The organism is Neorhizobium sp. PAMB6630 (assembly GCF_058242775.1).
In genome coordinates this window covers 256,882-281,649 of sequence record NZ_CM177836.1, presented here as the reverse complement: position 1 = coordinate 281,649, position 24,768 = coordinate 256,882, and the positions used below count along the sequence as shown (strand labels likewise).

Annotated in this window: 24 protein-coding genes, 1 tRNA gene, 1 pseudogene and 1 riboswitch; of the genes and pseudogenes, 10 read left to right on the top strand and 16 right to left on the bottom strand. The window is 61.1% G+C overall.

Annotation, left to right across the window (positions count from 1 at the left end; all coding sequences use genetic code 11):
- Positions 1-67: 67 nt before the first annotated feature.
- The 5 genes from AC4CWF_RS01250 to tesB all read right to left on the bottom strand — a co-directional run bounded on the left by AC4CWF_RS01250 (position 68) and on the right by tesB (position 6,527).
- Entirely contained in the window at positions 68-2,731 is a 2,664-nt protein-coding gene (locus AC4CWF_RS01250; protein ID WP_491285134.1) for a DNA translocase FtsK, read from the bottom strand.
- Between the two features lie 387 nt (positions 2,732-3,118).
- Positions 3,119-3,487 carry a hypothetical protein gene (locus AC4CWF_RS01245; RefSeq protein WP_491283331.1) on the bottom strand — a complete coding sequence of 123 codons (369 nt, stop codon included), beginning with the start codon at positions 3,485-3,487 and terminating at the stop codon, positions 3,119-3,121.
- Positions 3,488-3,699: 212 nt separating this feature from the next.
- Positions 3,700-5,052, bottom strand: a complete 1,353-nt coding sequence (locus AC4CWF_RS01240; protein WP_491283330.1) for an ammonium transporter — start codon at positions 5,050-5,052, stop codon at positions 3,700-3,702.
- Positions 5,053-5,079: 27 nt separating this feature from the next.
- Positions 5,080-5,430 (bottom strand): P-II family nitrogen regulator, encoded by a 351-nt coding sequence (locus AC4CWF_RS01235; RefSeq protein ID WP_185969881.1) that lies wholly within the window; start codon positions 5,428-5,430, stop codon positions 5,080-5,082.
- 212 nt (positions 5,431-5,642) lie between these two features.
- On the bottom strand, positions 5,643-6,527 hold the full coding sequence (gene tesB, locus AC4CWF_RS01230) for an acyl-CoA thioesterase II (protein WP_491283329.1): 885 nt from the start codon (positions 6,525-6,527) through the stop codon (positions 5,643-5,645).
- A gap of 86 nt (positions 6,528-6,613) precedes the next feature.
- Between tesB and AC4CWF_RS01225 the strand changes: the two genes are divergently transcribed.
- On the top strand, positions 6,614-7,828 hold the full coding sequence (locus tag AC4CWF_RS01225) for a ubiquinone biosynthesis hydroxylase (RefSeq protein WP_491283328.1): 1,215 nt from the start codon (positions 6,614-6,616) through the stop codon (positions 7,826-7,828).
- A gap of 33 nt (positions 7,829-7,861) precedes the next feature.
- Here the strand turns inward: AC4CWF_RS01225 and AC4CWF_RS01220 are convergent, their stop codons facing one another.
- The 4 genes from AC4CWF_RS01220 to AC4CWF_RS01205 all read right to left on the bottom strand — a co-directional run bounded on the left by AC4CWF_RS01220 (position 7,862) and on the right by AC4CWF_RS01205 (position 10,425).
- Entirely contained in the window at positions 7,862-8,050 is a 189-nt protein-coding gene (locus AC4CWF_RS01220; RefSeq protein ID WP_491283327.1) for a Trm112 family protein, read from the bottom strand.
- 9 nt (positions 8,051-8,059) lie between these two features.
- Positions 8,060-8,728, bottom strand: a complete 669-nt coding sequence (locus tag AC4CWF_RS01215) for an LON peptidase substrate-binding domain-containing protein (protein ID WP_491283326.1) — start codon at positions 8,726-8,728, stop codon at positions 8,060-8,062.
- 138 nt (positions 8,729-8,866) lie between these two features.
- Positions 8,867-9,841, bottom strand: a complete 975-nt coding sequence (gene trxA / locus AC4CWF_RS01210; protein WP_491283325.1) for a thioredoxin — start codon at positions 9,839-9,841, stop codon at positions 8,867-8,869.
- A gap of 62 nt (positions 9,842-9,903) precedes the next feature.
- The gene (locus AC4CWF_RS01205; RefSeq protein WP_491283324.1) at positions 9,904-10,425 is read right to left on the bottom strand and encodes a prolyl-tRNA synthetase associated domain-containing protein; all 522 of its coding nucleotides are present in this window, start codon (positions 10,423-10,425) and stop codon (positions 9,904-9,906) included.
- Positions 10,426-10,776: 351 nt separating this feature from the next.
- Here AC4CWF_RS01205 and AC4CWF_RS01200 point away from each other — a divergent pair.
- A tRNA-Gly gene (locus AC4CWF_RS01200) sits at positions 10,777-10,851 on the top strand.
- A 151-nt stretch (positions 10,852-11,002) separates the two neighbouring features.
- Here the strand turns inward: AC4CWF_RS01200 and AC4CWF_RS01195 are convergent.
- Complete coding sequence (locus AC4CWF_RS01195; protein ID WP_491283323.1) at positions 11,003-12,118, bottom strand: citrate synthase/methylcitrate synthase; 1,116 nt, start codon at positions 12,116-12,118, stop codon at positions 11,003-11,005.
- Positions 12,119-12,223: 105 nt separating this feature from the next.
- Between AC4CWF_RS01195 and AC4CWF_RS01190 the strand changes: the two genes are divergently transcribed.
- From AC4CWF_RS01190 to AC4CWF_RS01170, 5 genes are all read left to right on the top strand, one after another.
- Entirely contained in the window at positions 12,224-13,414 is a 1,191-nt protein-coding gene (locus AC4CWF_RS01190) for a citrate synthase (RefSeq protein ID WP_491283322.1), read from the top strand.
- Between the two features lie 73 nt (positions 13,415-13,487).
- On the top strand, positions 13,488-14,039 hold the full coding sequence (locus tag AC4CWF_RS01185; RefSeq protein WP_491283321.1) for a sigma-70 family RNA polymerase sigma factor: 552 nt from the start codon (positions 13,488-13,490) through the stop codon (positions 14,037-14,039).
- Positions 14,026-14,799, top strand: a complete 774-nt coding sequence (locus AC4CWF_RS01180) for an anti-sigma factor family protein (RefSeq protein ID WP_491283320.1) — start codon at positions 14,026-14,028, stop codon at positions 14,797-14,799. The genes AC4CWF_RS01185 and AC4CWF_RS01180 overlap by 14 nt, the downstream gene beginning before the upstream one ends.
- A 20-nt stretch (positions 14,800-14,819) precedes the next feature.
- On the top strand, positions 14,820-15,530 hold the full coding sequence (locus AC4CWF_RS01175) for a Bax inhibitor-1/YccA family protein (protein WP_491283319.1): 711 nt from the start codon (positions 14,820-14,822) through the stop codon (positions 15,528-15,530).
- Between the two features lie 139 nt (positions 15,531-15,669).
- Positions 15,670-16,341: an exopolysaccharide biosynthesis protein gene (locus tag AC4CWF_RS01170; RefSeq protein WP_491283318.1), complete on the top strand. Its 672-nt coding sequence runs from the start codon at positions 15,670-15,672 to the stop codon at positions 16,339-16,341.
- A gap of 3 nt (positions 16,342-16,344) precedes the next feature.
- Here the strand turns inward: AC4CWF_RS01170 and AC4CWF_RS01165 are convergent, their stop codons facing one another.
- The gene (locus AC4CWF_RS01165; RefSeq protein ID WP_491285133.1) at positions 16,345-17,514 is read right to left on the bottom strand and encodes an aminotransferase; all 1,170 of its coding nucleotides are present in this window, start codon (positions 17,512-17,514) and stop codon (positions 16,345-16,347) included.
- Positions 17,515-17,711: 197 nt separating this feature from the next.
- Here AC4CWF_RS01165 and speB point away from each other — a divergent pair, with 197 nt between their 5' ends.
- Positions 17,712-18,764 (top strand): agmatinase, encoded by a 1,053-nt coding sequence (gene speB / locus AC4CWF_RS01160; protein WP_491283317.1) that lies wholly within the window; start codon positions 17,712-17,714, stop codon positions 18,762-18,764.
- 52 nt (positions 18,765-18,816) lie between these two features.
- On the opposite strand, the gene AC4CWF_RS01155 is transcribed toward speB, so the two are convergent.
- The 5 genes and pseudogenes from AC4CWF_RS01155 to AC4CWF_RS01135 all read right to left on the bottom strand — a co-directional run bounded on the left by AC4CWF_RS01155 (position 18,817) and on the right by AC4CWF_RS01135 (position 23,360).
- A complete protein-coding gene (locus AC4CWF_RS01155) occupies positions 18,817-19,836 on the bottom strand; it encodes an aldose epimerase family protein (RefSeq protein ID WP_491283316.1) in 1,020 nt (339 codons plus the stop codon).
- Between the two features lie 77 nt (positions 19,837-19,913).
- Entirely contained in the window at positions 19,914-21,095 is a 1,182-nt protein-coding gene (locus AC4CWF_RS01150; protein ID WP_491283315.1) for a vWA domain-containing protein, read from the bottom strand.
- Positions 21,096-21,109: 14 nt separating this feature from the next.
- Complete coding sequence (gene metA / locus AC4CWF_RS01145) at positions 21,110-22,030, bottom strand: homoserine O-acetyltransferase MetA (RefSeq protein ID WP_491283314.1); 921 nt, start codon at positions 22,028-22,030, stop codon at positions 21,110-21,112.
- Positions 22,031-22,095: 65 nt separating this feature from the next.
- A riboswitch (SAM riboswitch) is annotated at positions 22,096-22,173 on the bottom strand.
- Between the two features lie 174 nt (positions 22,174-22,347).
- A pseudogene (locus AC4CWF_RS01140) lies at positions 22,348-22,521 on the bottom strand (NUDIX domain-containing protein); the annotation flags it as partial.
- A complete protein-coding gene (locus AC4CWF_RS01135; RefSeq protein WP_491283313.1) occupies positions 22,521-23,360 on the bottom strand; it encodes an AAA family ATPase in 840 nt (279 codons plus the stop codon). The gene AC4CWF_RS01135 and the pseudogene AC4CWF_RS01140, both read right to left, overlap by 1 nt.
- Before the next feature lie 393 nt (positions 23,361-23,753).
- Between AC4CWF_RS01135 and AC4CWF_RS01130 the strand changes: the two genes are divergently transcribed.
- Together AC4CWF_RS01130 and AC4CWF_RS01125 are read left to right on the top strand one after the other, a co-directional pair.
- On the top strand, positions 23,754-23,891 hold the full coding sequence (locus AC4CWF_RS01130) for a hypothetical protein (RefSeq protein ID WP_491283312.1): 138 nt from the start codon (positions 23,754-23,756) through the stop codon (positions 23,889-23,891).
- Positions 23,892-24,113: 222 nt separating this feature from the next.
- Positions 24,114-24,767 (top strand): thiamine diphosphokinase, encoded by a 654-nt coding sequence (locus AC4CWF_RS01125; RefSeq protein ID WP_491283311.1) that lies wholly within the window; start codon positions 24,114-24,116, stop codon positions 24,765-24,767.
- Position 24,768: the final 1 nt, after the last annotated feature.

Genomic DNA, 24,768 nt, shown 5'->3' with positions numbered 1-24,768 from the left:
GTCATGGGTTCAAATCTCCTTCAGGCCAGTCATGGCGGAAAAACGCGGCGGCTTCGTGGCCTTGCCGCTACCGCTCGATGATATCGGCCTCGGTCGGTACAAGGATTTCACGCTTGCCGGCATGGTTGGCGGGGCTGATCACCCCCTCCTGCTCCATGCGCTCGATGAGTGAGGCGGCACGGTTGTAGCCGATGCCGAGCCTGCGCTGGATATAGGAGGTGGAAGCCTTTCCGTCCCGCAGCACGATCGCAACGGCCTGATCATAGGGATCGTCGGAGTCCGACAGGTTGCCCGTGCCGGCCGGGCCGCCACCATCGCCATCTTCGTCGTCATCGGCGGTGATCGCATCAAGATATTGCGGCGCGCCTTGCGTCTTCAGGTAAGCGACGATTTCCTCCACCTCGGTATCCGAGACGAAGGGACCATGGACGCGCTGGATACGCCCGCCGCCGGCCATATAGAGCATATCGCCCATGCCGAGCAGCTGTTCGGCACCCTGCTCGCCTAAAATGGTGCGGCTGTCGATCTTCGACGTCACCTGGAAGGAAATGCGGGTCGGGAAATTGGCCTTGATCGTGCCGGTGATGACATCGACGGACGGACGCTGGGTTGCCATGATGACATGAATGCCGGCCGCACGCGCCATCTGCGCCAGGCGCTGCACCGCGCCTTCGATATCCTTGCCGGCGACCATCATCAGGTCGGCCATTTCATCGATGATGACGACAATATAGGGGATGGGCTTCAGGTCGAATTCTTCGGTCTCATACATGGCCTCGCCGGTCTGGCGGTCAAAGCCGGTCTGCACCGTGCGCGTCAGCACCTCGCCCTTGGCGATGGCCTGTTCGACGCGGCTGTTGAAGCCATCAATGTTGCGAACTCCGATCTTCGACATCTTCTTGTAGCGTTCCTCCATCTCGCGCACGGTCCACTTCAACGCCACGACCGCCTTCTTGGGGTCGGTGACGACAGGGGACAGGAGATGCGGAATGCCGTCATAGACGGAAAGTTCCAGCATTTTCGGATCGATCATGATGAGGCGGCACTTTTCCGGCGACAGCCGGTAAAGCAGCGACAGGATCATCGTGTTGATGGCAACCGACTTGCCGGAGCCGGTGGTGCCGGCCACCAGAAGATGCGGCATCTTTGCAAGATCGGCAATGACGGGCTCGCCGCCGATGGTCTTGCCGAGCGCCATGGCAAGTTTTGCCTTGCTGCTCTCGAAATCGGTACTGCCGATCATTTCGCGCAGGAAAACGGTTTCGCGCGTCTGGTTGGGCAGTTCGATGCCGATGGCATTGCGGCCGGGAACGACGGCGACACGGGCGGCAATGGCGCTCATCGAGCGGGCGATATCATCGGCAAGGCCGATGACGCGCGACGACTTGATGCCGGGCGCCGGCTCCAGTTCATAGAGTGTGACGACCGGGCCGGGGCGCACATGAATGATCTCGCCCTTGACGCCAAAATCCTCCAGCACACCTTCCAGCATGCGGGCGTTCTGTTCAAGCGCATCGGCAGACAGCGTGCTGTCGCGCACGGCATGGCGCGGTTCGGTCAACAGATGCACGGAGGGCAACTGGAAACCGCCGTCGTCGATGAAAGAGGCCTGCGCTTCGCGGGCGACGCGAGCGCCGGGGCGTGGAGGTGCCGCGGCCGGCACGACGCGACCGGCCACGCGGGCACCTGTCGGATGCGAGGGCCGCCGAGGGGAATTGAACATCGGCTCATCGTCATCATCCGGCAGGATGCCGGCGGGGCGGGCCATGTCCTCGTCCTCGTCTTCCTCGTCTTCAACCGACATCGGTGGCGGCGAGATGCGGCGGCGGGCAGCCATCAGGTCCGACATCGGGCTTTCAAGCGAAGGTTCGAGGCGGTTGGAAGGAGAAGCCTTGGCGCGCACCGGTTCGTTCAGCTTGCCGAACTCATCCTCGTTGAAGTCATAGGGTTCATCAAAGCCGGAACCGCCATGGCGGGCGCGAGGCTTGATGTGCAGCAGACGGCGCAGGCGCGCCTGGGTGATGTACCAGGTATGGGCAAGTGCGCCGAAGGCCAGAAGGCCGGCAAAGCCACCGTCATCATCCTCGTCATCAACGTCTGTGGCCTTGCGGCGGGGGGCTGCGGGAGCCTCGTCCTCATCATCCTCGTCAAGCTCGTTGCGGCCGACAAGGCCCGCGGCAAACAACAGGAAACCGGTCGTCGGCAGGGCAAAGACGATCCCCAGAATGGTGGCGGCCATGCCTGTCGGATAGGCGCCCACGAAAAGCGCCGGAAATCTGAGGATCATATCTCCGATGACGCCGCCGATACCATTGGGGATCGGCCAGGTTTCAGGGGCCGGAAAGCAGCCGAGCGCGGCGGAGGCGAGGACCGTACCGGCAAGCCAGGCACCGAAGCGGGCGGGGATACGGCGCAACGTGCGTCCGGAGATCAGCGCAAGCGCCCAGGCAAGGACCGGCAGAAGTGCAGGAACGCTGGCAAGGCCCAGAAATTGCAGCATCAGGTCGGCGAAAACCGCACCCGGAAACCCGAGAATATTGCTCGGCGGACTGTCCGTCGCATAGGAAAAGCTCGGATCGGCAACATTCCATGTGGCAAGTGATGCCACGGCGAGCGCCAGCGTGAAAAACAGCGCGAAACCGGACAGTGCCAGCACCTGCCTGACCACGAAGGCTGTCAGCGCATGGCGGGTGGAATTCTGCGCCATCGCTGTCGAAGTGCTTCTGCCCATGTTCATTCAGCCCGAACTTCCCGTTGACGCAAGAGCGCATACGCCATGCGTTGCCACCCGGCACACATTCCCTTGCAAGGGCAGATTAGACAAAGTTGGTTAACGTGGCTTTAACCAGACGCGTCGCGATTGCTGAAGCGACACACCGCACACTCCGGCCCACCCACACGCAGCAGGACGCAGATCCACCTCCCGCCCCGGAAAGGGAGAGGCAAAGGCAGAGGCAGAGGCAGACGGAAACGCACACCCGCTTCGTCCAGCCACATCAACCGAAAACTCGCTGCGAGTGTGGAGGATGCCGCTTTCGAAATCGCGGCGGCATTGCCGCGAGCGATACGGCCCAAAACATCAAAAAGAGGGGTAAGCGAGAGATCCGTAAACGACGCTCTAACCGGCGCGCTGCACGGCCACGGTATCCTGCAGGCCAAGAGCGCGTTGCGCGCGGGCATTACGCTCGTCGGAATCGGCGAGCCTGTATCCCCTTGCAATCAGTCTTGTCGTATAGATCCGGTTGTAGACGCTGCCCCACACGCCACCAACGACGAGCCAGCCAAGAGGCAGACCGAGGGGGCCAAGGCCAAGGGCGACCAAAAAGGCGAACACGCCGCCGATCAGGCAGATACCAATGCCGATGACCACATCGCCTCTTGCAATGGCAGGCAGGCCGCCAAGGAATAAACTGGTCCCGCTGAAGCCATAAAAGCCAGTACGCGCCAAACCACTTCTTGCGTGCATCAACTGAACAATCGTCGTCACCCGCAGTCTCCAATTCAGCAACACATCAACAATGCAGCCTCCCAAACCCTCAATACACCTGGCAACATTACAGTTCAATGTAAAAATATAGCTTCATATCTATTATGAAATTCGAATTAAGAAACATGTATTATTACAATTTGGCAACAAAAAGGCCCGGATTTCTCCGGGCCTTGATATTTCATTTCGGCATTGAGGCCGGAGCACCAGCCTTATGAGTGGTAGGCCGCTTCGCCGTGCGAGGCCAGATCGAGACCTTCGCGTTCGGCTTCAACGGTCACACGCAGGCCGACGATGATGTCCACCAGCTTGTAGAGGATGAACGAACCAACGCCGCACCAGGCAAGCGTGACCAGAACGGCATAGACCTGCGTCATGACCTGGTGCCCCATGGTGACACCTTCGACATAACCGACGCCACCGAGCGAGGCAGAGACGAAGACGCCCGTGGCGATCGCGCCGAACAGGCCGCCGATGCCGTGGACACCAAAGACGTCAGCGGTATCGTCATAGCCGAACTTGTTCTTCACCACGGAGACGAAGAAGTAGCAGAGCGGCGAAACGAGGAGACCCATGACAATCGCGCCCATCGGGCCGGCGATGCCGGCAGCAGGCGTGATGGCGACGAGGCCGGCGACCATGCCGGAAGCAGCGCCCAGCATGGACGCCTTGCCGCGGGTGAAGGTTTCAACGATCGACCAGGAGACGATTGCAGCCGCCGTGGCGATGAAGGTGTTGACGGTGGCGAGCATGGCGCCGCCCGAGGCTTCCAGGTTGGAACCGGCATTGAAGCCGAACCAACCGACCCACAGCATGGCCGCACCGACGAGGGTGAGGGTCATGGAGTGCGGAGCCATCATGTCCTTGCCGTAGCCGGTCCGCTTGCCGAGCATGTAGGCGCCGATCAGACCGGCAACACCGGCATTGATGTGAACGACGGTGCCGCCGGCAAAATCAAGCGCGCCCCAGCCGAACAGCAGCCCGTTGGCATCCCAGACCATATGGGCGATCGGGAAATAGACGAAGGTGACCCAGAGCACGCAGAAAAGGATCGCTGCCGAGAACTTGATGCGTTCGGCAAAGGCACCGACGATGAGCGCCGGCGTGATGGCGGCAAAGGTCATCTGGAACATCACGAAGATATATTCCGGGATGACGACGCCCTTGGAGAAGGTGGCAGCCGTCGTGGTCGTATCGACGCCCGCCAGGAACATCTTGGCGGTGCCGCCGAAGAAGGCATTGGTGGAGCCACCGAAGGCGAAGGAATAACCGTAGATGACCCAGACGAGCATGACGGCAGCACCGATGATCGTGCACTGCATCAGAACGGAGAGCATGTTCTTGGCGCGCACCAGGCCGCCGTAAAACAGGCCAAGACCTGGCATCAGCATGAACAGCACGAGGATCGTGCAGATGAACATGAAGGTGGTGTCGCCCTTTTCCGGCACCGGTGCTGCCGCGACCACAGGCGCAGCGTCCTGGGCAAAGGCGACAGCCGGCGCCAGAAGGGCGGCCGTCAAGGCACCCAGGCGTCCGGAAATGGACGAAAACTTGGAAAATGACATTGCAGATGACTCCCCTGATCAGCCGTCTTAGAGCGCTTCAGTGTTGGTTTCGCCCGTACGGATGCGCACGGCCTGCTCGATGGAATAGACAAAGATCTTGCCGTCGCCGATTTGACCGGTCTTTGCGGCAGAGGCGATGGCCTCGACGGCCTTTTCGACCAGGTCAGAGGCAACCGCGATTTCGATCTTCAGTTTGGGCAGGAAGCTGACAGCATATTCCGTGCCACGATAGATTTCGGTGTGCCCCTTCTGGCGCCCGTAACCCTTGACCTCGGTCACGGTCAGGCCCTGAATGCCGACAGCCGTGAGGGCTTCGCGCACCTCATCCAGCTTGAATGGCTTGATAATGGCCATCACGATTTTCATGTGGTTTCCCATCCTTTGTTGTCTCGGCGCGGAGCCGGTTCTCCTGGCCGCTGACAGATCTGTGAACAGCGACTGAACCTCTACATTCAATCGCCGTGCCAGATTCTGGCCACAAAGTTAAGTGTCTGATTTAAAAGGATTATTAATAAATTTTCTACGCCAGATGCAATTGAACGCCAAATAGGCGCTCATTTACGCAGCAAATTATTCAAAATGCTCAATAATTAAGCACTTGCCCGTTTGCGAATCAAACCTTCTTGGGCAACCGAGGCCACCAGCGTACCGGAGCGGGTATAAAGGCTGCCACGGGTCATTCCGCGGGCACCGGATGCACTCGGACTGTCCTGGGTGTAGAGCAGCCAGTCATCGAGTGCGGACGGGCGATGAAACCACATGGCGTGGTCAAGGCTTGCTGCCTGGATCGCCGGATCGAAGATCGTCGTGCCATGGGCGTAGAGCGATGTGTCGAGCAGGGTCATGTCGGAGAGATAGGCAAGGATCGCGGCCCGGTAATGCCGGTCATCCGGCACCGCGCCGGTGGCGCGCACCCACATATGCTGCTCCGGCTTCAGCTTTTCGTTGGAAACATAATGCACGAGCGAGACCGGACGGATTTCCACCGGTCGCTTGTGCCCCCAGTAACGCTTGACCATGTCGGGCGCCTTGGCGAGAAACACCTTCTGGAATTCCGCCTCCGACATCAGTTCTTCCGGCTGCTTGATCGCCGGCATCTGCGCCTGATGATCGTAGCCGCTCTCCTCGATCTGCGAGGAGACGGACATGGCGAAGATGGCGCGGCCGTGCTGGATGCCGGTGACGCGGCGCGTGGTGAAACTGGACCCGTCCCGCAGGCGCTCCACCTGATAGACGATCGGCACCTTGGGATCCCCCGGCAGCAGGAAATAGCCATGCAGGGAGTGAACGAAGCGGTCATCCGGTGTGGTGCGCTGCGCGGCCATCAGCGCCTGGGCAATCACCTGCCCGCCGAACACCCGCTGCCAGCCGATCTGCGGGCTTTTGCCGCGAAACAGGTTTTCTTCCAGCCGTTCCAGATCCAGCGTTTCCAGAAGCTGATCCATGGCGGAGAGGTGTTCCGGGGCCTGCGGCATTTTTAACGGTCTCCAGCGGTAGGAAGCGATGGTGTGATGATCTATATGTCAGGCAGTGCATTCTCAAGTACGGCAGGAGCAAAGCGATGCTGGATATGCTGATCGTTGGCGGCGGATATGTCGGCCTTTCCGTGGCAGTGGCCACCAAACAGGCAGCACCGCATCTGTCCGTCGAGGTGATCGAGGCAGCACCCGGCCATGTCTGGGAAAAGGATGAGCGGGCATCTGCCATCATCGCGGCGGCCAGCCGCATGCTCGGCGTGCTCGGCCTCTGGGATGAAATTGCCGTCGACGCGCAACCGATCACCCGCATGATCGTGACGGATTCGCGCACCGCCGATCCCGTGCGCCCGGTTTTCCTCACCTTCGATGGCGACGTGGAGGAAGGCCAGCCGTTTGCCCATATGGTGCCCAATGTGGCGATGGTGCGGGCGCTGCGCGGCGCCTGCGAACGGCTTGGCATCCCGATCCGCCATGGCGTTTCGGCAACCGGATTTACCGCCGGCCCGCACGCGGCAACGCTCACCCTGTCGAACGGCGAAACGCTGGAAAGCCGCCTCGTCGTTGCCTGCGACGGCGTGCGCTCCAAGCTGCGCGACATGGCCGGCATCAAGACGGTGCGCTGGGACTACGACCAGTCCGGCATCGTGACGACCGTCGAACACGAGCGCCCGCATGAGGGCTGTGCGGAAGAACATTTCCTGCCCTCCGGCCCGTTTGCCATCCTGCCGCTCAAGGGCAACCGCTCCTCGCTCGTCTGGACTGAGCGCACCGCTGACGCCGACCGGCTGGTGGCCTCCGATGACCTGATCTTCGAAGAGGAACTGCAGCGTCGCTTCGGCTACAAGCTCGGAGCGCTCCGGGTGGTGGGCAGCAAAAAGGCGTTCCCGCTGGGGCTCACCCTGTCGCGCGCTTTTGTGGCACCGCGCCTGGCGCTGGCCGGCGATGCCGCTCACGGCATCCATCCGATTTCCGGACAGGGCCTCAATCTCGGCTTCAAGGATGTGGCAGCACTTGCCGAAACCGTGGTCGAGGCCGATCGGCTGGGGCTCGATATCGGCGCCCTCAACATTCTCGAGCGTTATCAGGCCTGGCGGCGTTTTGACACGTTCCGCATGGGGGTCACGACGGACGTGCTGAACAGGCTGTTTTCCAACGACATCGCACCAATCCGCATCGCGCGCGATTTCGGGCTCGGCGTGGTGGAACGCCTGCCGAAACTGAAATCCTTCTTCATCGGGGAAGCGGCCGGCACGAAGGCGAAAAACAGCCCCAGGCTTCTGGAAGGCCACACGATCTGAGATCCCCCACCAAGCCTGCACAGGATCGGGGCATCAGTCCTCGATCTTGCGGGCCTCAGAGATCAGCATAATCGGAATGCCGTCACGGATCGGATAGGCGAGATGCGCCTTTTCCGAGATCAACTCGTTGGTCTCGCGGTTGAGCGACAGCCTTGTCTTGCCAAGCGGACAGACCAGCAGTTCCAGCAGTTTCGGATCGACCTTGGCGAGCTTCTCGTCCATTAAAAAACCCTACTGGAGAACCGTGTCGCTATCGCCAAAATCGCGCGCCAGCAGGATTTCGGTGATTGCCACCAGCGTCTCGGCCCGCGTCTTCAGATCCGGCGCTTCGAGCAGTGCCTGCTTTTCCGGCGCGCCGAACGGCGACATCATCGAGAGCGAGTTGACCAGCATGCGGTTGCCGGCGCGCTCAACGCTTTCCCAGTCCGCTTCAAGCTGGTTTGCATCGAGATAGGCCCGAAACACCCGCAGCAGTTCCTCGCGGTTGACGGAGGCCTCGTCATCCTCTTCGGAGAGATCGCTCATGAAGGGCATAACATTAAACGTTCTAAAGGGATGCCCCTCGCCCACTTCCTCTGCCAGACGCACGCGGCAGACGCCGCTCAGCGACACGACATAGCGCCCATCGCCCGTCTCGGCAAAAGACGTGATGCGACCAAGACAGCCGACGGTGGCGAGCGCCGGGCGCAGGCTATCTGCTGCCTCGCCCATGGCAGGCTGCACCATCGCAATCAGCCGATTGCTGGCTATCGCGGCATCGAACATGGCAAGGTAACGCGGCTCGAAAACATTAAGCGGCAACTGGCCGCCCGGCAGCAGCAGCGCACCCGTCAACGGAAAAACCGGCACGGTCTGCGGCAAGTCCTCGCGTTTGACATATCTCGCATTGCCGACATGCATGGGCATCCTCCACCTGCGGCACTGCCGAAAGGCAGTGCAAGGTTTCATATGTGGTCTTGCAACCGGTTTCACAAGACGCGTCAGTTGAGGCGGACGGGCTCAGACGGACGACAGATCCGCCTCAACCGCTCCTAGAGATCACGAAAACAGGATGGACGACATGCGGCGTCGCGCGGCAATGGTTGCCGGATCCTTCGGACCCCAGGTCTCGAAGAACTGCAGCAGCTGGCGGCGGGCGCCATCATCATCGAAGGTGCGATCCTTCTTCATGATCAGCAGCAGATGTTCAGCCGCTTCGTCGCGTTTTCCCTCGACATTGCGGATCTTGGCAAGTTTTACGCGCGCTTCGTGGTGATCCGGGTTGAGCGACAGTTCGTGCTCGAGCGCCACGGGATCGCCAAGCTTGCGGGCTTCCTCGATCTGGGCAAGCTTCAGCGCCACCGCCTGCACCGGCGCCTGCGAGGAAAGCTCTTCCGGCAAGGACGCCAGCATCTGGCTGACGCGGGCCACTTCGCCGAGCGACAGAAGGCATTCCATCATGCCGGCAGCGGCCTTGGCATTTTCCGGGTCGGCCTGCAGGACAGCGGCAAAGAGCTGCGCTGCGCCATCGATATCGCCGCCTTCGAACAGGCCCTGCGCTTCCTCCAGCGCCGCCTCAAGCTCGGCTGCCTGATCGGCACCGGGGGGACCGGCAACCTTGTCGATGAACTGGCGGATCTGACTTTCCGGCACGGCGCCCATGAAGCCATCGACAGGGCGTCCGTTGACGAAGGCGATGACGGCAGGGATCGACTGGATGCCGAGCTGGCCGGGAATGGAGGGATGGTCATCGATGTTGAGCTTGACGAGCTTGACCCGGCCCTGCCCTTCGTTGACGACCTTTTCAAGCGCCGGCGCAAGCTGCTTGCACGGTCCGCACCAGGGCGCCCAGAAATCCACGAGAACCGGCTGCAGGCGGGATTCTTCCAGAACGTCCTTGGTAAAGGCGGCCGTCGTCGTATCCTTGACCAAACCGCCAGCGGGTGCTGCCGCAGCAGAGGGCTGGCCACCAAAACTCATCGTGCCGCTCATCTGGTTCCCGTAGGAGCCGCCGTAAGGATTGTTCGTGCTCATGGATATGTCTCCCGGAACTGCCTGTGCGCCTTGGTGTGCCGCTTTGCCGCTAAGATCGTATGTCAGCCGGTCACTTTCAAGACAAGCGGCTGATGGCCTGTCGCCTCAAGAAAGCGAACGAGATCGCGGCTGCCGATCGAGGTCGTCGCATCATTGGAAAGCGGATGGCCATTGATGATATCGTGCGCCATCAGGTCTTCGTCCAGCACGAAGGTCACCTTTTGGCCAGTATCGTTGATGGCGCCGAACACGGTGACGGAGCCTGGAATGACGCCGAGATATTCGAGCATTTTTTCCGGGCTGCCGAAGGAAACCCGGCTCGATGCCCCGATCAGCTTGTGAACGCTTTTCAGGTCGACCACCGCATTTTCCTCGACGGTCAGCACGAAGAACTGATCCTTCTTGTCCTTCACGAAAAGGTTCTTGGTATGCCCGCCTGGAATTGCGTCGCGCAGGCTTTCCGATTCGGCCACGGTAAACACCGGCGCATGGGATTTGGTGGTGTGCACAATGCCGAGATCATCGAGAAAGCGGAAAAGGTCTTCGGCCGTCTTCGGCACCGGGGAAGTCGCACTGTCTGTCATGGCGTAGGTCTGCGGTCTTTCTGAAGGGGGACAAGCGGCGGCGGGTGGACGTCTTCAGCCGCCGGCTGGACTATAGGAGGCTGAGCCTTGTCCTCACAAGCCGGGTGGCTGCAATTCCTGTGCGGTTCAAGCCACCTGCTACAAGCCTTTTGCGTCGCCGCCAAGCGGACGCACCAAACACATTTTTCAAAAAACAAATATAATCAGATACTTAGACGTAAAATTCAAAAATTTTGCGTTTCCCGTCATTTCCCTGTTGCATTCAAAAATCACTTGGGCCATATAGCCCCCGTCGCCGCAAGCGAGCGACACGCCGGCCCAGCGAACTACCCCGGGTCGAGCGGTTGATGAGCGGGCGTAGCTCAGGGGTAGAGCACAACCTTGCCAAGGTTGGGGTCGAGGGTTCGAATCCCTTCGCCCGCTCCAATTTTCTTTCCCAGGAAAATTGATGGTCGGATAGAGGAGAGTTCCTCGTTCCGAGACCGCATGTGGTTTCCAAACTCCCAAAACATTTGTTCCGGTCGCGGATGCGTTTTGGCATCCGCGTTCCGGGCAAGATATCAGGAAGACATCGAGATCAGGCATTCGCCCTGGGCATCGGTCCGACATAACGCGACTGCGGGCGAATCAACCGGCCTGTCTGCTCCTGTTCCAGCACATGCGCCGTCCAGCCCGCCATGCGGCCGGCGGCAAAGACATTGGTAAAGCTGTCACGCGGAAAACCGACCGCCTCCAGAACGAGCGCTGTATAAAACTCGACATTGGTCTGCAGCGGCCGCAACGGCTTTTTCTCCTGAAGCAGGGCAAGCGCTGCCGCCTCCACCTGTTCGGCAAAACGAATACGGCCATTGCCATCGTTCAGTACGGAGACGGCGCCCTTCAACACATCGGCGCGCGGGTCACGCACCCGGTAGATGCGGTGGCCAAAGCCCATCAGCCGATCGCCGCGTGCCAAGGCATCGGCAAGCCAGCCTTCGATGCGGGAGGCGTCGCCGATGGCATCCAGCATATCGAGAACCGGCCCCGGCGCGCCGCCATGCAGCGGGCCCTTCAGGGCACACAGCGCCCCGACCACAGACGAGAAAACCCCCGCCTTGGTGGAGGCGATGACGCGCGCGGTAAAGGTGGAGGCATTGAGGCCATGATCGGCAACCGTCACCAGATAGGTATCGAGCGCCTTCACTTTGTCCGCATCGGCCGAAGCGCCCTTGAGCATGCGCAGGAAATCTTCCGCCTGGGAAAGCGTCGCATCCGGCGCCACCGGCGGCAGACCCTGCCCTATGCGCGCGATAGCCGCGGCAAAGACCGGAACGGCAGCAACAGCCAGAACCGGATGCGGCATGGCTTCGGCATCGGGCAGCGCAGAGAGAAAAAGCCGCAGCGCCTCCACCGGCGAAAGGCCGGAGATCGCCGGCAGCAAAGGCTGCATCAGGGCAAAGGCGCGGCCGCGCGCAGCACCGAGCGCGCTTTTGATATCCGCCGCGCTCCAGATCTCCGGCGTCAGATCCCGCCACAGCAGCTCAAGCGCTGCCTCGAATGTCCAGTCGGCCATCTCCTGCAGATGATAACCGCGCAGGATCAATTCGCCGGCGGCACCATCCACATGGCTGAGGCGGGTTTCAGCGGCAATCACATCATCAAGACCGGGTGCCGATGATGCGGCGGCGAGAACAGGAGTGCTGGGATGGCTCATGGCATTTCCTCTTTGTCGGATTGTTATTGTCGATTTCCGCTTGAGGATGTTGCAGTGCATATATATCGTCAATCTTGATTCATCCAATCAATGTGAACCTTGCCGATGAGCCTGCGCGAAAAATTCATCACCGCCGAAGCGGCCGCTGCCGAACTCGAGATCAGCCGGCCGACGCTTTACGCTTATGTCAGCCGTGGCCTGATCCAGACAAGCGGCACGGGAGACGACCCGCGCCGCAGGCTTTACAGCGTGCATGACGTGGACGAGTTGAAGAAGCGCAAGGCGGTTGGCCGGCGTCCGCGCGAGGTGGCGGCGACGACGCTCGATTGGGGGCTGCCGGTTCTGTCGTCGGCCATCACGCTGATCGAGAACGGCGGACTTTATTATCGCGGCCGCAATGCGCTTCATCTGGCCGACACCGGGAGCCTGGAAGAGGTTGCCCGTCTTCTCTGGGACTGCGGCGAACACGACCCGTTTTCCGAGGCAAAAGCCGCCCCCGAGACCTTCGACGCCGAGCTTCTGGCAAAGACAGGGCGCCTACCCCTGACGGAGCGCTGCCAGTCACTTCTGCCTTTCGTGGCCGTCGGGCGGGCAACCGCCTGGAAGCGCAATCCCGCACGGCTGTGGCCGGGCGCCTGTGCGCTGCTGCGCACCGTGGCAGGCGCCTCTGTCAGCCGGCAGCCGGACAGCCGCCCCATCGACGCATTTCTGGCCGATGCCTGGGGGCTGGATGACAAGGGCCGCGATATCGTTCGGCGCGCGCTCGTTCTGCTTGCCGATCATGAGCTGAACGCATCGGCCTTTGCCGTGCGCGTCGTTGCCTCCACCGGCGCGTCGCTCGGCGCCTGCCTCAATGCCGGCCTGTCGGCGCTGAGCGGCCCGATGCATGGCGGCACGACAAGCCTTGTGGAACTGCTGTTTGACGAGGTGGAGCGCGTTGGTGATGCCGCCACCGTGATTGAAAGCCGCTTGCGGCGCGGCGACAGCGTGCCAGGCTTTGACCATCAGCTATATCCAGACGGCGATCCGCGTGCGCGCGGCCTGCTTCCCCACCTGCCGGAAAATGCCCCACAGGCAGACCTGATGGCAGTGATGAGCGACATGGACGGCAAGCTGCCGAACTGCGATTTCGCCCTGGTTGCCGTGCGCCGGGCCCTTGGCCTGCCGCAAGGATCAGCGCTGGCGCTGTTTGCCATCGGCCGAACCGCCGGCTGGATTGCCCATGCACTGGAGCAGGTGCTGGACGACAAGCTGATCCGGCCCCGCGCCCGCTATACGGGACCGGCCATCGGCTGAACCGGCAGCGTCGTGTTCGAAAAAAATCGCACCACCGGGGAATAAATCGCAAGGCGCCTCCGTATACTAGGGCATGAGCGACAAGAGACACCCATTCGATGTCCTGAACCAGCTGGCAACGCTTCGCCGCTATGCGCGCTCGCTCGTGCGCAATCCCGACGATGCCGAGGATTTGGTGCATGATGCGCTGGTCAAGGCCTATGAGCGCAAGGCAACGTTCCGCGAGAGTGGAAACCTGCGCAACTGGCTGCTGTCGATTGTCCACAATACCCATATCGACCGCATCCGCGCCCGCCGCTCCAGCGACACCCGCCACAAGGCAGCCGCCGACGTCTCCGAGACCGTGCATCATGCCGATCCGGACCAGTCGATCCGGCTGAAGCAATTGCGTGAGGCGTTCTTTGCGCTGTCGCCGGAACAGCGCGATGCGCTGCATCTGGTGGCCATCGAAGGGCTTTCCTATCAGGACGCCGCAGACGCACTTGGCATTCCCGTGGGAACGCTGATGTCGCGCGTCTCCCGCGCCCGTGCGGCTCTTCGCGCCTTCGAAGAAAACGGCCGCCGTCCGGCTGACGGCGCCAACCATCTCAAACTCATTGAAGGGGGACGCGATGAAACCCGTTGATCCGGTTCAGTCCGCCGATGTGGAAGCCTATGTGGACGACCAGCTGGATGCCGGCCGTCGCATCGAGGTGGAAGCCTATCTGTCGGAAAACCCCGACATCGCCGCGCGTGTGATGGCCGATCTGGCGATCAAGGGCGAGTTGCGTCTGGCACTTGCGGAAGGCCATCGCCACGGCCGGCCGGAAACCCGCGAGGCGGCGCGCCGTCTGCAGGGTGCCCTGTCGCGCGGACGCATTTTTCATTCCCTCCAGCGGCTTGCTGCCACTGTGGCACTGGTTGCTGCCGGCTGGGGCCTCAGCAGCCATTTCGGCCCCTTCACCGTGTCGGAAGTGGTGGCCTCGGTACCGCCGCCGGCCTTTGTCGAGGAAGCCATCCGGGCGCATGGCACGTCTGCGCTGCGCCACACCATGCGCTCGCAGCCGGAAGCCCCGCGTTACGACCCGACAGAAATCCGCTCGGCAACCGCCATCGTCATGCCCGAGATACCCAAGGGCTGGCAGGTGGAAGACGTGCAGATCTTTCCTTCCGCCTTCGGCCCGAGCGTGGAAATGGCACTGACCGACACCGATAAAACGCGTCTGTCGCTGTTTGCCGTCCGGCCCGGCAGTTTTGCCGTGCAGCAGGTTTCCGAACTGACGCAGGATGCCGTCAAGGCCTCCTACTGGCAGATCGGCGATGTCGCCTATGCCCTGGTGGCGCATGGCGAAAATGCCGCCAACCTTCGCCGCGAGGCGGAAAACCTTGCGAAATCCCTTTATTGATCAACCCAAAGGAGACCCCGATGAACCCCCGTTTCGGATATAATCCGGCCGTCCAATCCCAGGCCGTCTTCGATGAGGCGCTGCGCAAGCACATGCTGCGCGTCTACAATTACATGGGCCTTGGCCTCGTCATCACCGGCATTGTCGCTTTCGTCGTGTCCTCGACGCCGGCGCTTTATGTGCCGATCTTCTCGAGCCCGCTCAAATGGGTGGTGATGCTTGCCCCGCTCGCCTTCGTGTTCTTCTTCTCGTTCAAGATCCAGACCATGTCGGCCTCCACCGCACAGATGACCTTCTGGGCCTTCTGCGCCGTCATGGGCCTGTCGCTTGCCTCGGTGTTCCTCGTTTTCACCGGCGCCAGCATCGCGCGCACCTTCTTCATCACGGCCACCATGTTCGGTGCCACCAGCCTTTATGGCTACGTGACGAAGCGTGACCTGTCGAAGTTCGGCTCGTTCCTGATGATGGGCCTGATCGGCGTGGTGATCGCGTCTGTGGTCAACATCTTCCTCGGCTCCAGCGCGCTGCAGTTTGCCATCTCGCTCATCGGCATCGTCGTGTTCATTGGCCTCACCGCCTGGGACACGCAGAACATCAAGGAGCAGTATGCAGAAAACTTTGACCAGGAGAGCCAGCAGAAGCTGGCCGTGTTTGGCGCGCTGTCGCTCTATCTCAACTTCGTCAACATCTTCCAGCTGCTGCTGAGCCTCACCGGCCAGCGCGAAGAATAAGCCTTTCGGGCTTTCTGCCCGGTTTCACATGGCTTTAAGCTGCTTGCGTAACGAAATGGCCATGTTCTTGTGGCATGGCCATTTCCATGACAATCTCGCTTCCGAAACTTCCCGTCCTCCAGTGCCTGTCGAGCGTGTGATGGCCCTTCCCCAAGACCCACCACATGACGCGCAGGAAAACCCAGGCGCTGATCATGGACATGGCGGAGAACCGCCAAGCTTTTCCACCATTCTGAAAACCATGGCCGATGACGAGAGACGCGAGCGTGTGTCCGTCGCCGACCTTCTGTCGCTGATGCAGGACCGTGCCTTCGGGGCGCTGATCTTCATCTTTGCCATGCCGAACACCATTCCAACGCCACCCGGCACGTCCGCCATCCTCGGCATTCCCCTGGTTTTCCTTGCCGCCCAGATGGCACTTGGAAAAGCGCCATGGCTGCCGAAATTCATCGCCAGCCGCTCGATGCTGCGCACCGACTTTGCCGGCATGGTCGACAAGGCAAGCCCGTGGATCGCCAAGGCAGAGCGCATGCTGAAGCCGCGCTGGCGAAGCCTTTCCTCGCCGGCTGCCGAACGGGTCATCGGCTGCTTCGGCCTCATCCTTGCCGTGGTGCTGGCGCTTCCCATTCCGCTTGGCAACATGCTGCCGGCCGTGGCGCTCTGCATGATGGCCTTCGGGATTCTCGAAAAGGACGGCGTGTGGATTGCGAGCGGCGCCACCCTTGGCGTCGTCTCGCTGTTCCTGGTGGCCGGCGTCATCTACGCCATCATCAAGAGCGCCTTTTTCCTGATTGCAGCCGTCTTTGCCTGACCTTCAGAGGCTAAAGCCCACGAGCCGCTCTTCCAGCCGGCCGATGGTGGCGGCATCTGCATTGGCAAAGGCAAAGCGCAGGTAATTTTCCTGGGCGGCGCCAAAATATCCGCCGGGAATGCAGGAGACGCCGACCTGCCGCGCCAGGGCCTCGGCAACCTGCGCCGACGGCACACCGGAAAACGGATGTTTCACGAAGGCGAAATAGGCGCCGACGGCGGCAAGCTGCCAGGCTGGAAGCTTCGCCATCACCGCCCTCAGGGCATCGGCGCGACGCAAGATCTCCAGCCGGTTTTCCTCGCGCCAGTCGGCAAGCAGCGGCAGGGCATCGGCGACCGCGGCCTGGGCCGCGCGCGGCGCACAGATCTGCAGGTTGTCCATGATCTTTGCCACCTGCGCAATGAAGACGGGACTGGCCGTGATGGCGCCAAGACGGTGGCCGGGAATGCAAAAGCTCTTTGAAAAGCTGTAGAGCGAGACGAACCCGTCCTGCCAGCCTTCTTCGGCAAAAAGCCCGTGCGGCGCAAGACCGGCGACCGGCAGGAAATCGCGGTAGGTTTCATCGAGGATCAGCCAGACGCCACGGCTGCTGCAGAGCGCAAAGATCGCCTTGAGGAGAGCCGGCGGATAGACGGCGCCTGTGGGATTGTTGGGCGAGACCAGCGCCAGCGCCTTGACGCCCGGCTGAAGCTCAGCCTCGATCGCAGCAATCTGCGGCAGGAACCCGTCTTCAGCCCGGCAGGCCACGAAACGGCTGCGAATGCCGAGCATAGCAAGCGTCGTCTCGTGGTTGAAGTAATAGGGCTCGGTCATCAGCACCGTGTCGCCGGCGCCGGCAACCGCCATGACCGCGCAGAGAAAGGCCTGATTGCAGCCGGATGTGACATGAACATTGCTGGCCGCAATGCCAGCTCCATAAACCTCTGCCGAATGGGCTGCATAAGCGTCCCGCAGCCCGGCATCCCCCTCGATCGGGCCATAGCCCGTATAGGCAAGCGAGGAGGCGGTCTGCCCGAGAAGCTCCAGCATTTTGGGATGCGCCGGATAACCGGGCACCGCCTGCGACAGGTCGATCAGCGGTCCCCGCGAACCGTCATAGGCACGGGCCCACGCCTGCACGGAGGGCACCGGCGGCGGCTGGATGGATTTCACAAGCGGATTGAATGCGGGCAGGGACATGGAGCGGTAGCCTTATCGTGAACTTGCCGGAATAACGGTGGTCGGGGAACGAATGTCAATTGATTTTGCGGCTCAATTTCGAAGATAATGCCAAAATCGAAGGCAGACAGAAGCGGCGCTTAATTCTTGCGCAGGCTTTCCGGAAGTGGATGCCGGCAGTGGATGCCGGCAATTGATGAAAGAGACAGACCATGACTTGGACCCCGGACAAACTGGACGCCCTGCGCGCCAAATACGCAGAAAGCGAAAGCGGCGAGATCTTTGATTCGGCCTTTGCCAAGGTGGGCGAGAAGATCTTTCGCAATGGCACGCGTGCCGCCCCTTATGCGGGCGTGCCGACGTTCCTGTCGGCCCCCTACCAGCCGATCGAGGCAGACAATCCGGATTTTGGCGATCTGCAGGTGGCAATCACCGGCGTGCCGATGGATCTGGGCGTGACCAACCGCCCCGGCTCTCGTTTCGGACCGCGCGCGCTGCGCACCATCGACCGCATCGGTCCTTACAACCACGTGCTCGGCTGCGCGCCGGTATTTGACCTCAAGGTCGCCGATATCGGCGATGTGCCGTTTCGCAGCCGCTACCGACTGGAAATGAGCCATGACGACATCGAAAAGCGCTTTGGCCAGATCGTTGAGGCGGGGGTCCTTCCGCTTGCCGTCGGCGGCGATCATTCGATCACCCATCCGATCCTGAAGGCGGTGGGCAAAAGCCGACCGGTCGGCCTCATCCATATCGACGCCCATTGCGACACCAGCGGCGCCTTCGACCAGACGAAATTCCACCATGGCGGCCCGTTCCGCAACGCAGTTCTGGATGGCGTTCTCGACCCGACGCGCACGATCCAGATCGGCATTCGCGGCTCTGCCGAATATCTCTGGGAGTTTTCCTATGAGAGCGGCATGACGGTGATCCACGCCGAAGAGGTGACCGGTCTCGGCATTCCCGCCATCATCGAGAAGGCAAAGGCGATTGTCGGCGATGGTCCGACCTATCTGTCCTTCGACATCGACAGCCTCGACCCGTCGTTTGCGCCGGGAACCGGTACGCCGGAAGTGGGCGGCCTGACGACCCGCGAGGTGCTGGAACTGATCCGCGGCCTCAAAGGCATCAATCTCGTCGGTGCCGACGTGGTGGAGGTGGCGCCGCAATATGATGCGACTGCCAATACGGCTCATGCCGGCGCGCAGGTTCTGTTCGAACTTTTGAGCCTGATGGTGTTCAGCCCGGCGCTGTCAAAGGCCTGAGCCGCGGTTTTCCACCACCGCCCTTTTTTGAAAGGGCGGTGGTGTGACATCATCAGCTCTTGGAAAACACGTAGTCGGTTTCCTGGCGAAGCAGTTCGCCCGGACGCAGCACGGCATTCGGGAAACCCTTGTGGTTGATGGCATCCGGCCAGATCTGCGTTTCCAGGCAGAGCCCCCCATAGGGCTGGTAAGGCTTGCCGGAGAGGCCCGGCACCGAGGGCACCAGCTTGAAGGCGCAATAAAGCTGCACGCCGGGTTCGGTGGTGCGCACTTCGAGCGACACACCGGAATTGACGCTGCGCACCAGCGCCACGGAGCGCTTTTCCACCCGCTCATCCGACAGGCAATAATTGTGGTCGAAATCCACCTGGGCGCCATCGGCACCGGTGCGGGCAAGCGGCCCGAGCTGACGCAGGTCCATCGCCGTTCCCTCGACCGGCACCAGAATGCCGGTGGGCACCTGCTGCTCGTCAAGCTCCAGATAATGGTCGGCGGCAATCATGATGTCATGGCCGAGAATATCCTCGCGGCCATCGAGGTTGAAGTAGGTGTGCTGGCAGATATTGGCAAGCGTCGGGGCGTCCGTCGCCGTCTCGTAGATAACGCTCAGAACACCTTCGCCCTTCAGCTCATAGGTGGCGGTCACGGTGCAGTTGCCGGGATAGCCGCCGCGACCATCAGGATCGGTGACCTGCAGGATAACCTTGTTTTCCGCATGCGCCACGATCGTCCAGTTGGTCTTGCCAAGGCCATCGCTGCCGCCATGCAGATGGGTGGTGCCCTGCTGATTCAGGTCCAGCTGGTACTCCTTGCCATCCAGCGTGAAGTGGCCATGGCCGATGCGGTTTGCCACACGCCCGGGCGTTGCGCCAAAATAGGAGGAATGCAGCGGATAATCGGCAAAATTGTCAAAGCCCAGCACCAGCGGTTCTGCGTGACCTTCTAGGCGCAGATCCTGGATGACGGCGCCCCAGGTCATCACATGGGCCGTCAGCCCGCCGCCGGAAATCTTGACCCGGTAGACGGTTTCGCCCTTGGGGGTGGTGCCGAAGATTTCGCCCTGTGTCGTCATGGTATCCGTCCTGCTCCTCATTCTCGTGCGGGCGCAAACTGCGCCATTTCCGGCAGCTTCGCAATGCTCGAAATAGCCTAGCGCGACAGCAGGCGCGTTGCCTGCTCAAGCCCCTGCAGGGTGAGCGGAAACATGCGGTTTTCCAGAATGGAGCGCATCATCACAAGCGAATGAACATGCTCCCAATGCGCCTCCGGCACCGGATTGATCCAGGCGACATGGGTAAAATGATCGGTCAGCCGGCGCATCCAGGTGGCACCCGGCTCCTTGTTCCAGTGCTCGACGGAGCCGCCGGTATGGCTGATCTCGTACGGGCTCATCGTGGCATCGCCGACGAAGATCACCTTGTAATCCGGCCCGTAGCTGCGCAGGATATCCTCGACGGGCAGGCGCTCTGCGCGGCGGCGGTTGTCGCGCCACACGCTTTCGTAAAGGCAATTGTGGAAATAGAAATGCTCGAGATGGCGAAACTCGGCGCGGGCGGCGGAAAACAGCTCCTCGACCACTCGAACATGATCATCCATCGACCCGCCGACATCGAAGAACATCAAAAGCTTGACGGCATTGCGCCGCTCCGGCCGGGTCTTGACGTCGAGATAGCCGTGTTCAGCCGTGGAGCGGATGGTGCTGGCCAGATCCAGCTCATCGTCGGCGCCTTCGCGCACCCAGCGGCGCAGGCGTTTCAGCGCCACCTTGATGTTGCGCGTTCCGATCTCGCGGGCATCGTCGAAATCGCGAAATTCTCTGGCGTCCCAGACCTTCACCGCCTTGCGGTGGCGCGAGGTTTCCTGCCCAATCCGCACGCCTTCCGGATTGTAGCCATAGGCGCCAAAGGGCGAGGTGCCGGCCGTGCCGATCCATTTGGAGCCGCCCTGATGGCGGCCCTCCTGCTCTTCCAGACGCTTTTTCAGCGTGTCCATCAGAGCATCAAAGCCGCCGAGCGCCTCGACCAGCGCCTTTTCCTCCGCCGTCAGGTGTTTCTCAGCAAGCTTGCGCAGCCAGTCTTCCGGCAGGTGTTCGGCCTTCACCGCATCCGGGCCGGACACAGCCTCGACACCCTTGAAATGGGTTGAAAACACCTGATCGAAGCGATCGATATAACGCTCATCCTTCACCAGCGTGGCGCGGGCGAGATAATAGAAGGCCTCGACATCGAACTCGGCAAGCCCCGCCTGCATTCCTTCCAGAAGCGCCAGGAACTCCCGAAGCGTCACAGGAATTTTTGCCTGTTTCAGCGCCAGAAAGAAGGGAATGAACACGACGCGCCTCCGCCCTATCGCTTGCCGATATTCTCCAGATCATAGGGCGTGGTCTGGTACATCTCGTTGATCCAGTTGCCGAACAACAGGTGGGCATGGCTGCGCCAGCGGTTGAGCGGCGTCAGCGCCACATCGTTATGCGGAAAATAGTTATAGGGCATTTTGATCGGAACGCCGGCATTCACATCGCGGAAATATTCTTCTGCAAGCGAAGTAGAATCATATTCGACGTGGTTGAACATGTAGAGCCGGTTGCCCTTTTTCTCATGCACCAGGCAGACGCCCATCTCGTCGGATTCCATCAACAGTTCCAGCCCCGGCACGGTCTGGATGTCAGCGCGGCGCACTTCCGTCCAGCGCGACACCGGCACCTGGAAATCATCGGAAAAGCCGCTGAGATAAACGGAGGACGGCGAAAGATTGCGATGACGATACACGCCAAACGCCTTTTCCTTCAGCTCGTGCTTCGGCACGCCATGAAAATGATAGATCGCCGCCATCGCGCCCCAGCAGACATTCAGCGTCGAATGAACATTGGTTTCCGTCCAGTCGAAGATCTGGCGCATCTCGTCCCAATAGGTAACCTGCTCGTAAGGCAACATTTCCACCGGCGCGCCGGTGATGATGAAGCCGTCGAACTTGCGATCCTTCACCTCGTCCCAGGTCTGGTAGAAGGAAAGGAGATGTTCTTCCGAAGTGTTTTTCGCCTTGTGCCCACCCACACGCACCAGCGAAAACTCCACCTGCAACGGCGAAGCGCCGACAAGGCGCGCCATCTGCACTTCGGTGCGGATCTTGTTCGGCATGAGGTTCAACAGACCGATCTGCAGCGGGCGGATATCCTGACGCACCGCGGCCGTCTCGGTCATCACGCGCACGCCTTCGTGCGTCAATGCTTCGAAAGCGGGCAGCGTATCGGGGATCTTGATCGGCATGGTCTTCACTCGTCCAAAACAAAAAAACCGGCGGCGAAAATCGCAACCGGTCCGGGGGAAGTCTTTGAACGCTTCTCACGGCCCTTTAGCGACTTATTTAACGTGGCTGCAAGCCGGCCGGCCAAATCACCACGAGAGACCGCTTAAATAGGCTTTTCTTCCGCGCGCGTCAATCAGTGCGCAATTGTGGACCTTGCAGCAGGGTTACCAAACCGCCCTCCATGCCCATGCCAAAACGCTTGCAGGCCTCCTCAAAACCAAGCCAGAACAGGCGAAACCGGATCGGCACGCATTATCAGGCTGGGCGACACCGGCGGCAAAATGCCGGTTTCCTCGAAAAACTCTCGCGCCGCCGCTGCAGCAAAGTCTTCGCCCGCCTCAACGGTTCCGCCCGGCACCTGCAGGGCAAGATCCGGGAAATCCGGTTCATCGAACACCAGCACCTTCCCCTGCCAGGTGCCGTAGATCAAAACCTTCTGGGCGCCGGACATTACCGCTCCCGCCTTGCCATGAAGGCCATGCGCTCAAAGAGATGCACATCCTGCTCGTTCTTCAACAGCGCGCCGTGGAGTTTTGGCAGCATGGTCTTCACGTCGGCGCCGAGATCGGCGGGATCGACATCGTCGCTGACAAGCAGCCGGATCCAGTCGAGCGCTTCGGAGGTGGACGGCTTCTTCTTCAGACCCGGCATTTCGCGGATCTCGTAAAACTGGGTGAGCGCTGCGCGGACAAGCGCCTGCTTGATGCCGGGATAATGCACCTCAACGATGCGAGCGAGCGTATCGGCATCGGGAAAGCGGATATAGTGGAAGAAACAGCGGCGCAGAAAGGCATCCGGCAGTTCCTTCTCGTTGTTGGAGGTGATGATGACGATGGGGCGCACCGCCGCTTTCACCGTCTCGCCGGTCTCGTAGACATGAAACTCCATGCGGTCGAGTTCCTGCAGCAGGTCGTTGGGAAACTCGATATCCGCCTTGTCGATCTCATCGATCAGAAGCACCAGTTTTTCACCGGCGGCAAAGGCCTGCCACAGTTTTCCGCGCCGGATATAATGGGCGATGTCGTTGACGCGGGGATCGCCGAGCTGGCTGTCGCGCAGCCGCGAGACGGCATCATATTCGTAAAGCCCCTGCTGGGCGCGCGTGGTGGATTTTACGTTCCATTCGATGATCGGCAGGCCAAGCGAAAGCGCGATCTGGCGGGCAAGTTCCGTCTTGCCGGTGCCGGGTTCGCCCTTCACCAGAAGCGGGCGCTCCAGCCGGATGGCAGCATTGACGGCGACCATCAGGTCCTTGTCGGCGATATAGTCGTCGGTTCCGGTAAACTGCATGGACCTCATTCCCAGTTCGGCCAGCCTTTAGCGGCCAAGGTCGGCTTTGGCGCCAAGAGGTAAAGAGCGGGCGCCGCCTTCGCAAGAAAGAAAGGCCAAAGATCGCGATCGCCGTTTAAAAAATGTGCTTGTGTTCAGCCACAGTTCTGACACGCTAACAGGCGCAAAGTTTTGATGCTTCGCCTTTCTGACCGAGACCGGAGAGGCGACCGGCAAAGACCGCATTTAATATCTTCTGCTTCCCGACCGGGCTTGCCTGGTCACCCGACCGCCCCGATGCCGTGGCCCGTTTCAAAAGGCCTCTCACCCCGGGACGAGCGTTCTTGCATGATCTGTTTTCATCCGCATCACCACCGCCGCAGCGCATGAGCCTGCGCAACAAGGAAGCATCCCATGGCCAAAGGTCAGGTCCGTTCGAACCGCGAAGTCAGAAAGCCGAAGAAGGACAAGGAAAAGCCTTCGGCAGCGCCGACATCCACCTTCACCACACAGTTGAAGGGTGCGGCTGCCGCAAGCCCGAAGAAGCGTTGACACTGAGCGGCGGCGGGCCAGCGCATCGAGCGTGCCCGCCCCGCACGTCAAGCCCTGGTGGACGCGCGCTTACCCCCGTCCTCTTGGCCCCAAGACCGCATAACCCCATCGCCTTGCCTCCCGCCTTAAGCCGTTCCAGGACGCGCGCGCAGATGACGTGGCGGCGGTCCGTGCATCATAGGGCTTTTGCTTTTGGCGGAAGATGCGCTAAGGGCATGAGCCATGAGCCCATCCACCTTTACCCTTCTTCTTGGCGGCAGCCTGACCGTGACGGAGCGTTTAAGCGCGCTGATCGCCGGCAGCCGCGTGATTGCCGCCGATAGCGGCATGCGCCATGCAAAATCGCTGAACCTCACGCCGGAGCTTTGGGTGGGCGATTTCGATTCCGCCGATGCCGCGCTGCGGGAAAGCTATCGCCAGGTGGAGCGCCATTCCTATCCCACGACAAAGGCTGCAACCGATGGCGAGATTGCCATTGCCGAAGCCTTGGCGCGCGGTGCTGAGCGACTAATTCTCGTCGGCGCCCTTGGCGGCGAACGCTCCGACCATGCGTTGCAACATACCCTGCACGGTCTGTCTCTTGCCGAAGCCGGGCTGGAGGTGATGCTGACCTCCGGCGAGGAAGAAGCCTATCCGCTGATCAGCGGTGACCAGATGGAACTGGAACTGCCCAGGGGCTCGCTGTTTTCCGTGCTCGGCTTCAGCGACCTCGAGGGACTGACCCTTTCCAACGTTCGTTACCCGCTCACCGATTTTTCCCTGACATTCGGCTCGTCGCGCACCATATCCAATGTCGCGCAGGGCCCGATCTCGATCTCGCTCGGACAAGGGCGCGCGCTGCTGATGGCCCGCCCCTATGACCTGACCGGAGCCTAAG

Excerpts from the sequence above, each read along its gene's own strand:
- AC4CWF_RS01170 (WP_491283318.1), top strand. The coding sequence starts at position 15,670 with ATGGCCCTTCCCCAAGACCCACCACATGACGCGCAGGAAAACCCAGGC.
- AC4CWF_RS01220 (WP_491283327.1), bottom strand. The coding sequence starts at position 8,050 with ATGGACGAGAAGCTCGCCAAGGTCGATCCGAAACTGCTGGAACTGCTG.
- speB (WP_491283317.1), top strand. The coding sequence starts at position 17,712 with ATGACTTGGACCCCGGACAAACTGGACGCCCTGCGCGCCAAATACGCA.
- AC4CWF_RS01195 (WP_491283323.1), bottom strand. The coding sequence starts at position 12,118 with ATGAGCCATCCCAGCACTCCTGTTCTCGCCGCCGCATCATCGGCACCC.
- metA (WP_491283314.1), bottom strand. The coding sequence starts at position 22,030 with ATGCCGATCAAGATCCCCGATACGCTGCCCGCTTTCGAAGCATTGACG.
- AC4CWF_RS01185 (WP_491283321.1), top strand. The coding sequence starts at position 13,488 with ATGAGCGACAAGAGACACCCATTCGATGTCCTGAACCAGCTGGCAACG.
- tesB (WP_491283329.1), bottom strand. The coding sequence starts at position 6,527 with ATGCCGCAGGCCCCGGAACACCTCTCCGCCATGGATCAGCTTCTGGAA.
- AC4CWF_RS01205 (WP_491283324.1), bottom strand. The coding sequence starts at position 10,425 with ATGACAGACAGTGCGACTTCCCCGGTGCCGAAGACGGCCGAAGACCTT.
- AC4CWF_RS01250 (WP_491285134.1), bottom strand. The coding sequence starts at position 2,731 with ATGGGCAGAAGCACTTCGACAGCGATGGCGCAGAATTCCACCCGCCAT.
- AC4CWF_RS01235 (WP_185969881.1), bottom strand. The coding sequence starts at position 5,430 with ATGGGAAACCACATGAAAATCGTGATGGCCATTATCAAGCCATTCAAG.
- AC4CWF_RS01130 (WP_491283312.1), top strand. The coding sequence starts at position 23,754 with ATGGCCAAAGGTCAGGTCCGTTCGAACCGCGAAGTCAGAAAGCCGAAG.
- AC4CWF_RS01225 (WP_491283328.1), top strand. The coding sequence starts at position 6,614 with ATGCTGGATATGCTGATCGTTGGCGGCGGATATGTCGGCCTTTCCGTG.
- AC4CWF_RS01135 (WP_491283313.1), bottom strand. The coding sequence starts at position 23,360 with ATGCAGTTTACCGGAACCGACGACTATATCGCCGACAAGGACCTGATG.
- AC4CWF_RS01125 (WP_491283311.1), top strand. The coding sequence starts at position 24,114 with ATGAGCCCATCCACCTTTACCCTTCTTCTTGGCGGCAGCCTGACCGTG.
- AC4CWF_RS01155 (WP_491283316.1), bottom strand. The coding sequence starts at position 19,836 with ATGACGACACAGGGCGAAATCTTCGGCACCACCCCCAAGGGCGAAACC.
- AC4CWF_RS01180 (WP_491283320.1), top strand. The coding sequence starts at position 14,026 with ATGAAACCCGTTGATCCGGTTCAGTCCGCCGATGTGGAAGCCTATGTG.
- AC4CWF_RS01175 (WP_491283319.1), top strand. The coding sequence starts at position 14,820 with ATGAACCCCCGTTTCGGATATAATCCGGCCGTCCAATCCCAGGCCGTC.
- AC4CWF_RS01190 (WP_491283322.1), top strand. The coding sequence starts at position 12,224 with ATGAGCCTGCGCGAAAAATTCATCACCGCCGAAGCGGCCGCTGCCGAA.
- AC4CWF_RS01240 (WP_491283330.1), bottom strand. The coding sequence starts at position 5,052 with ATGTCATTTTCCAAGTTTTCGTCCATTTCCGGACGCCTGGGTGCCTTG.
- AC4CWF_RS01215 (WP_491283326.1), bottom strand. The coding sequence starts at position 8,728 with ATGCATGTCGGCAATGCGAGATATGTCAAACGCGAGGACTTGCCGCAG.
- trxA (WP_491283325.1), bottom strand. The coding sequence starts at position 9,841 with ATGAGCACGAACAATCCTTACGGCGGCTCCTACGGGAACCAGATGAGC.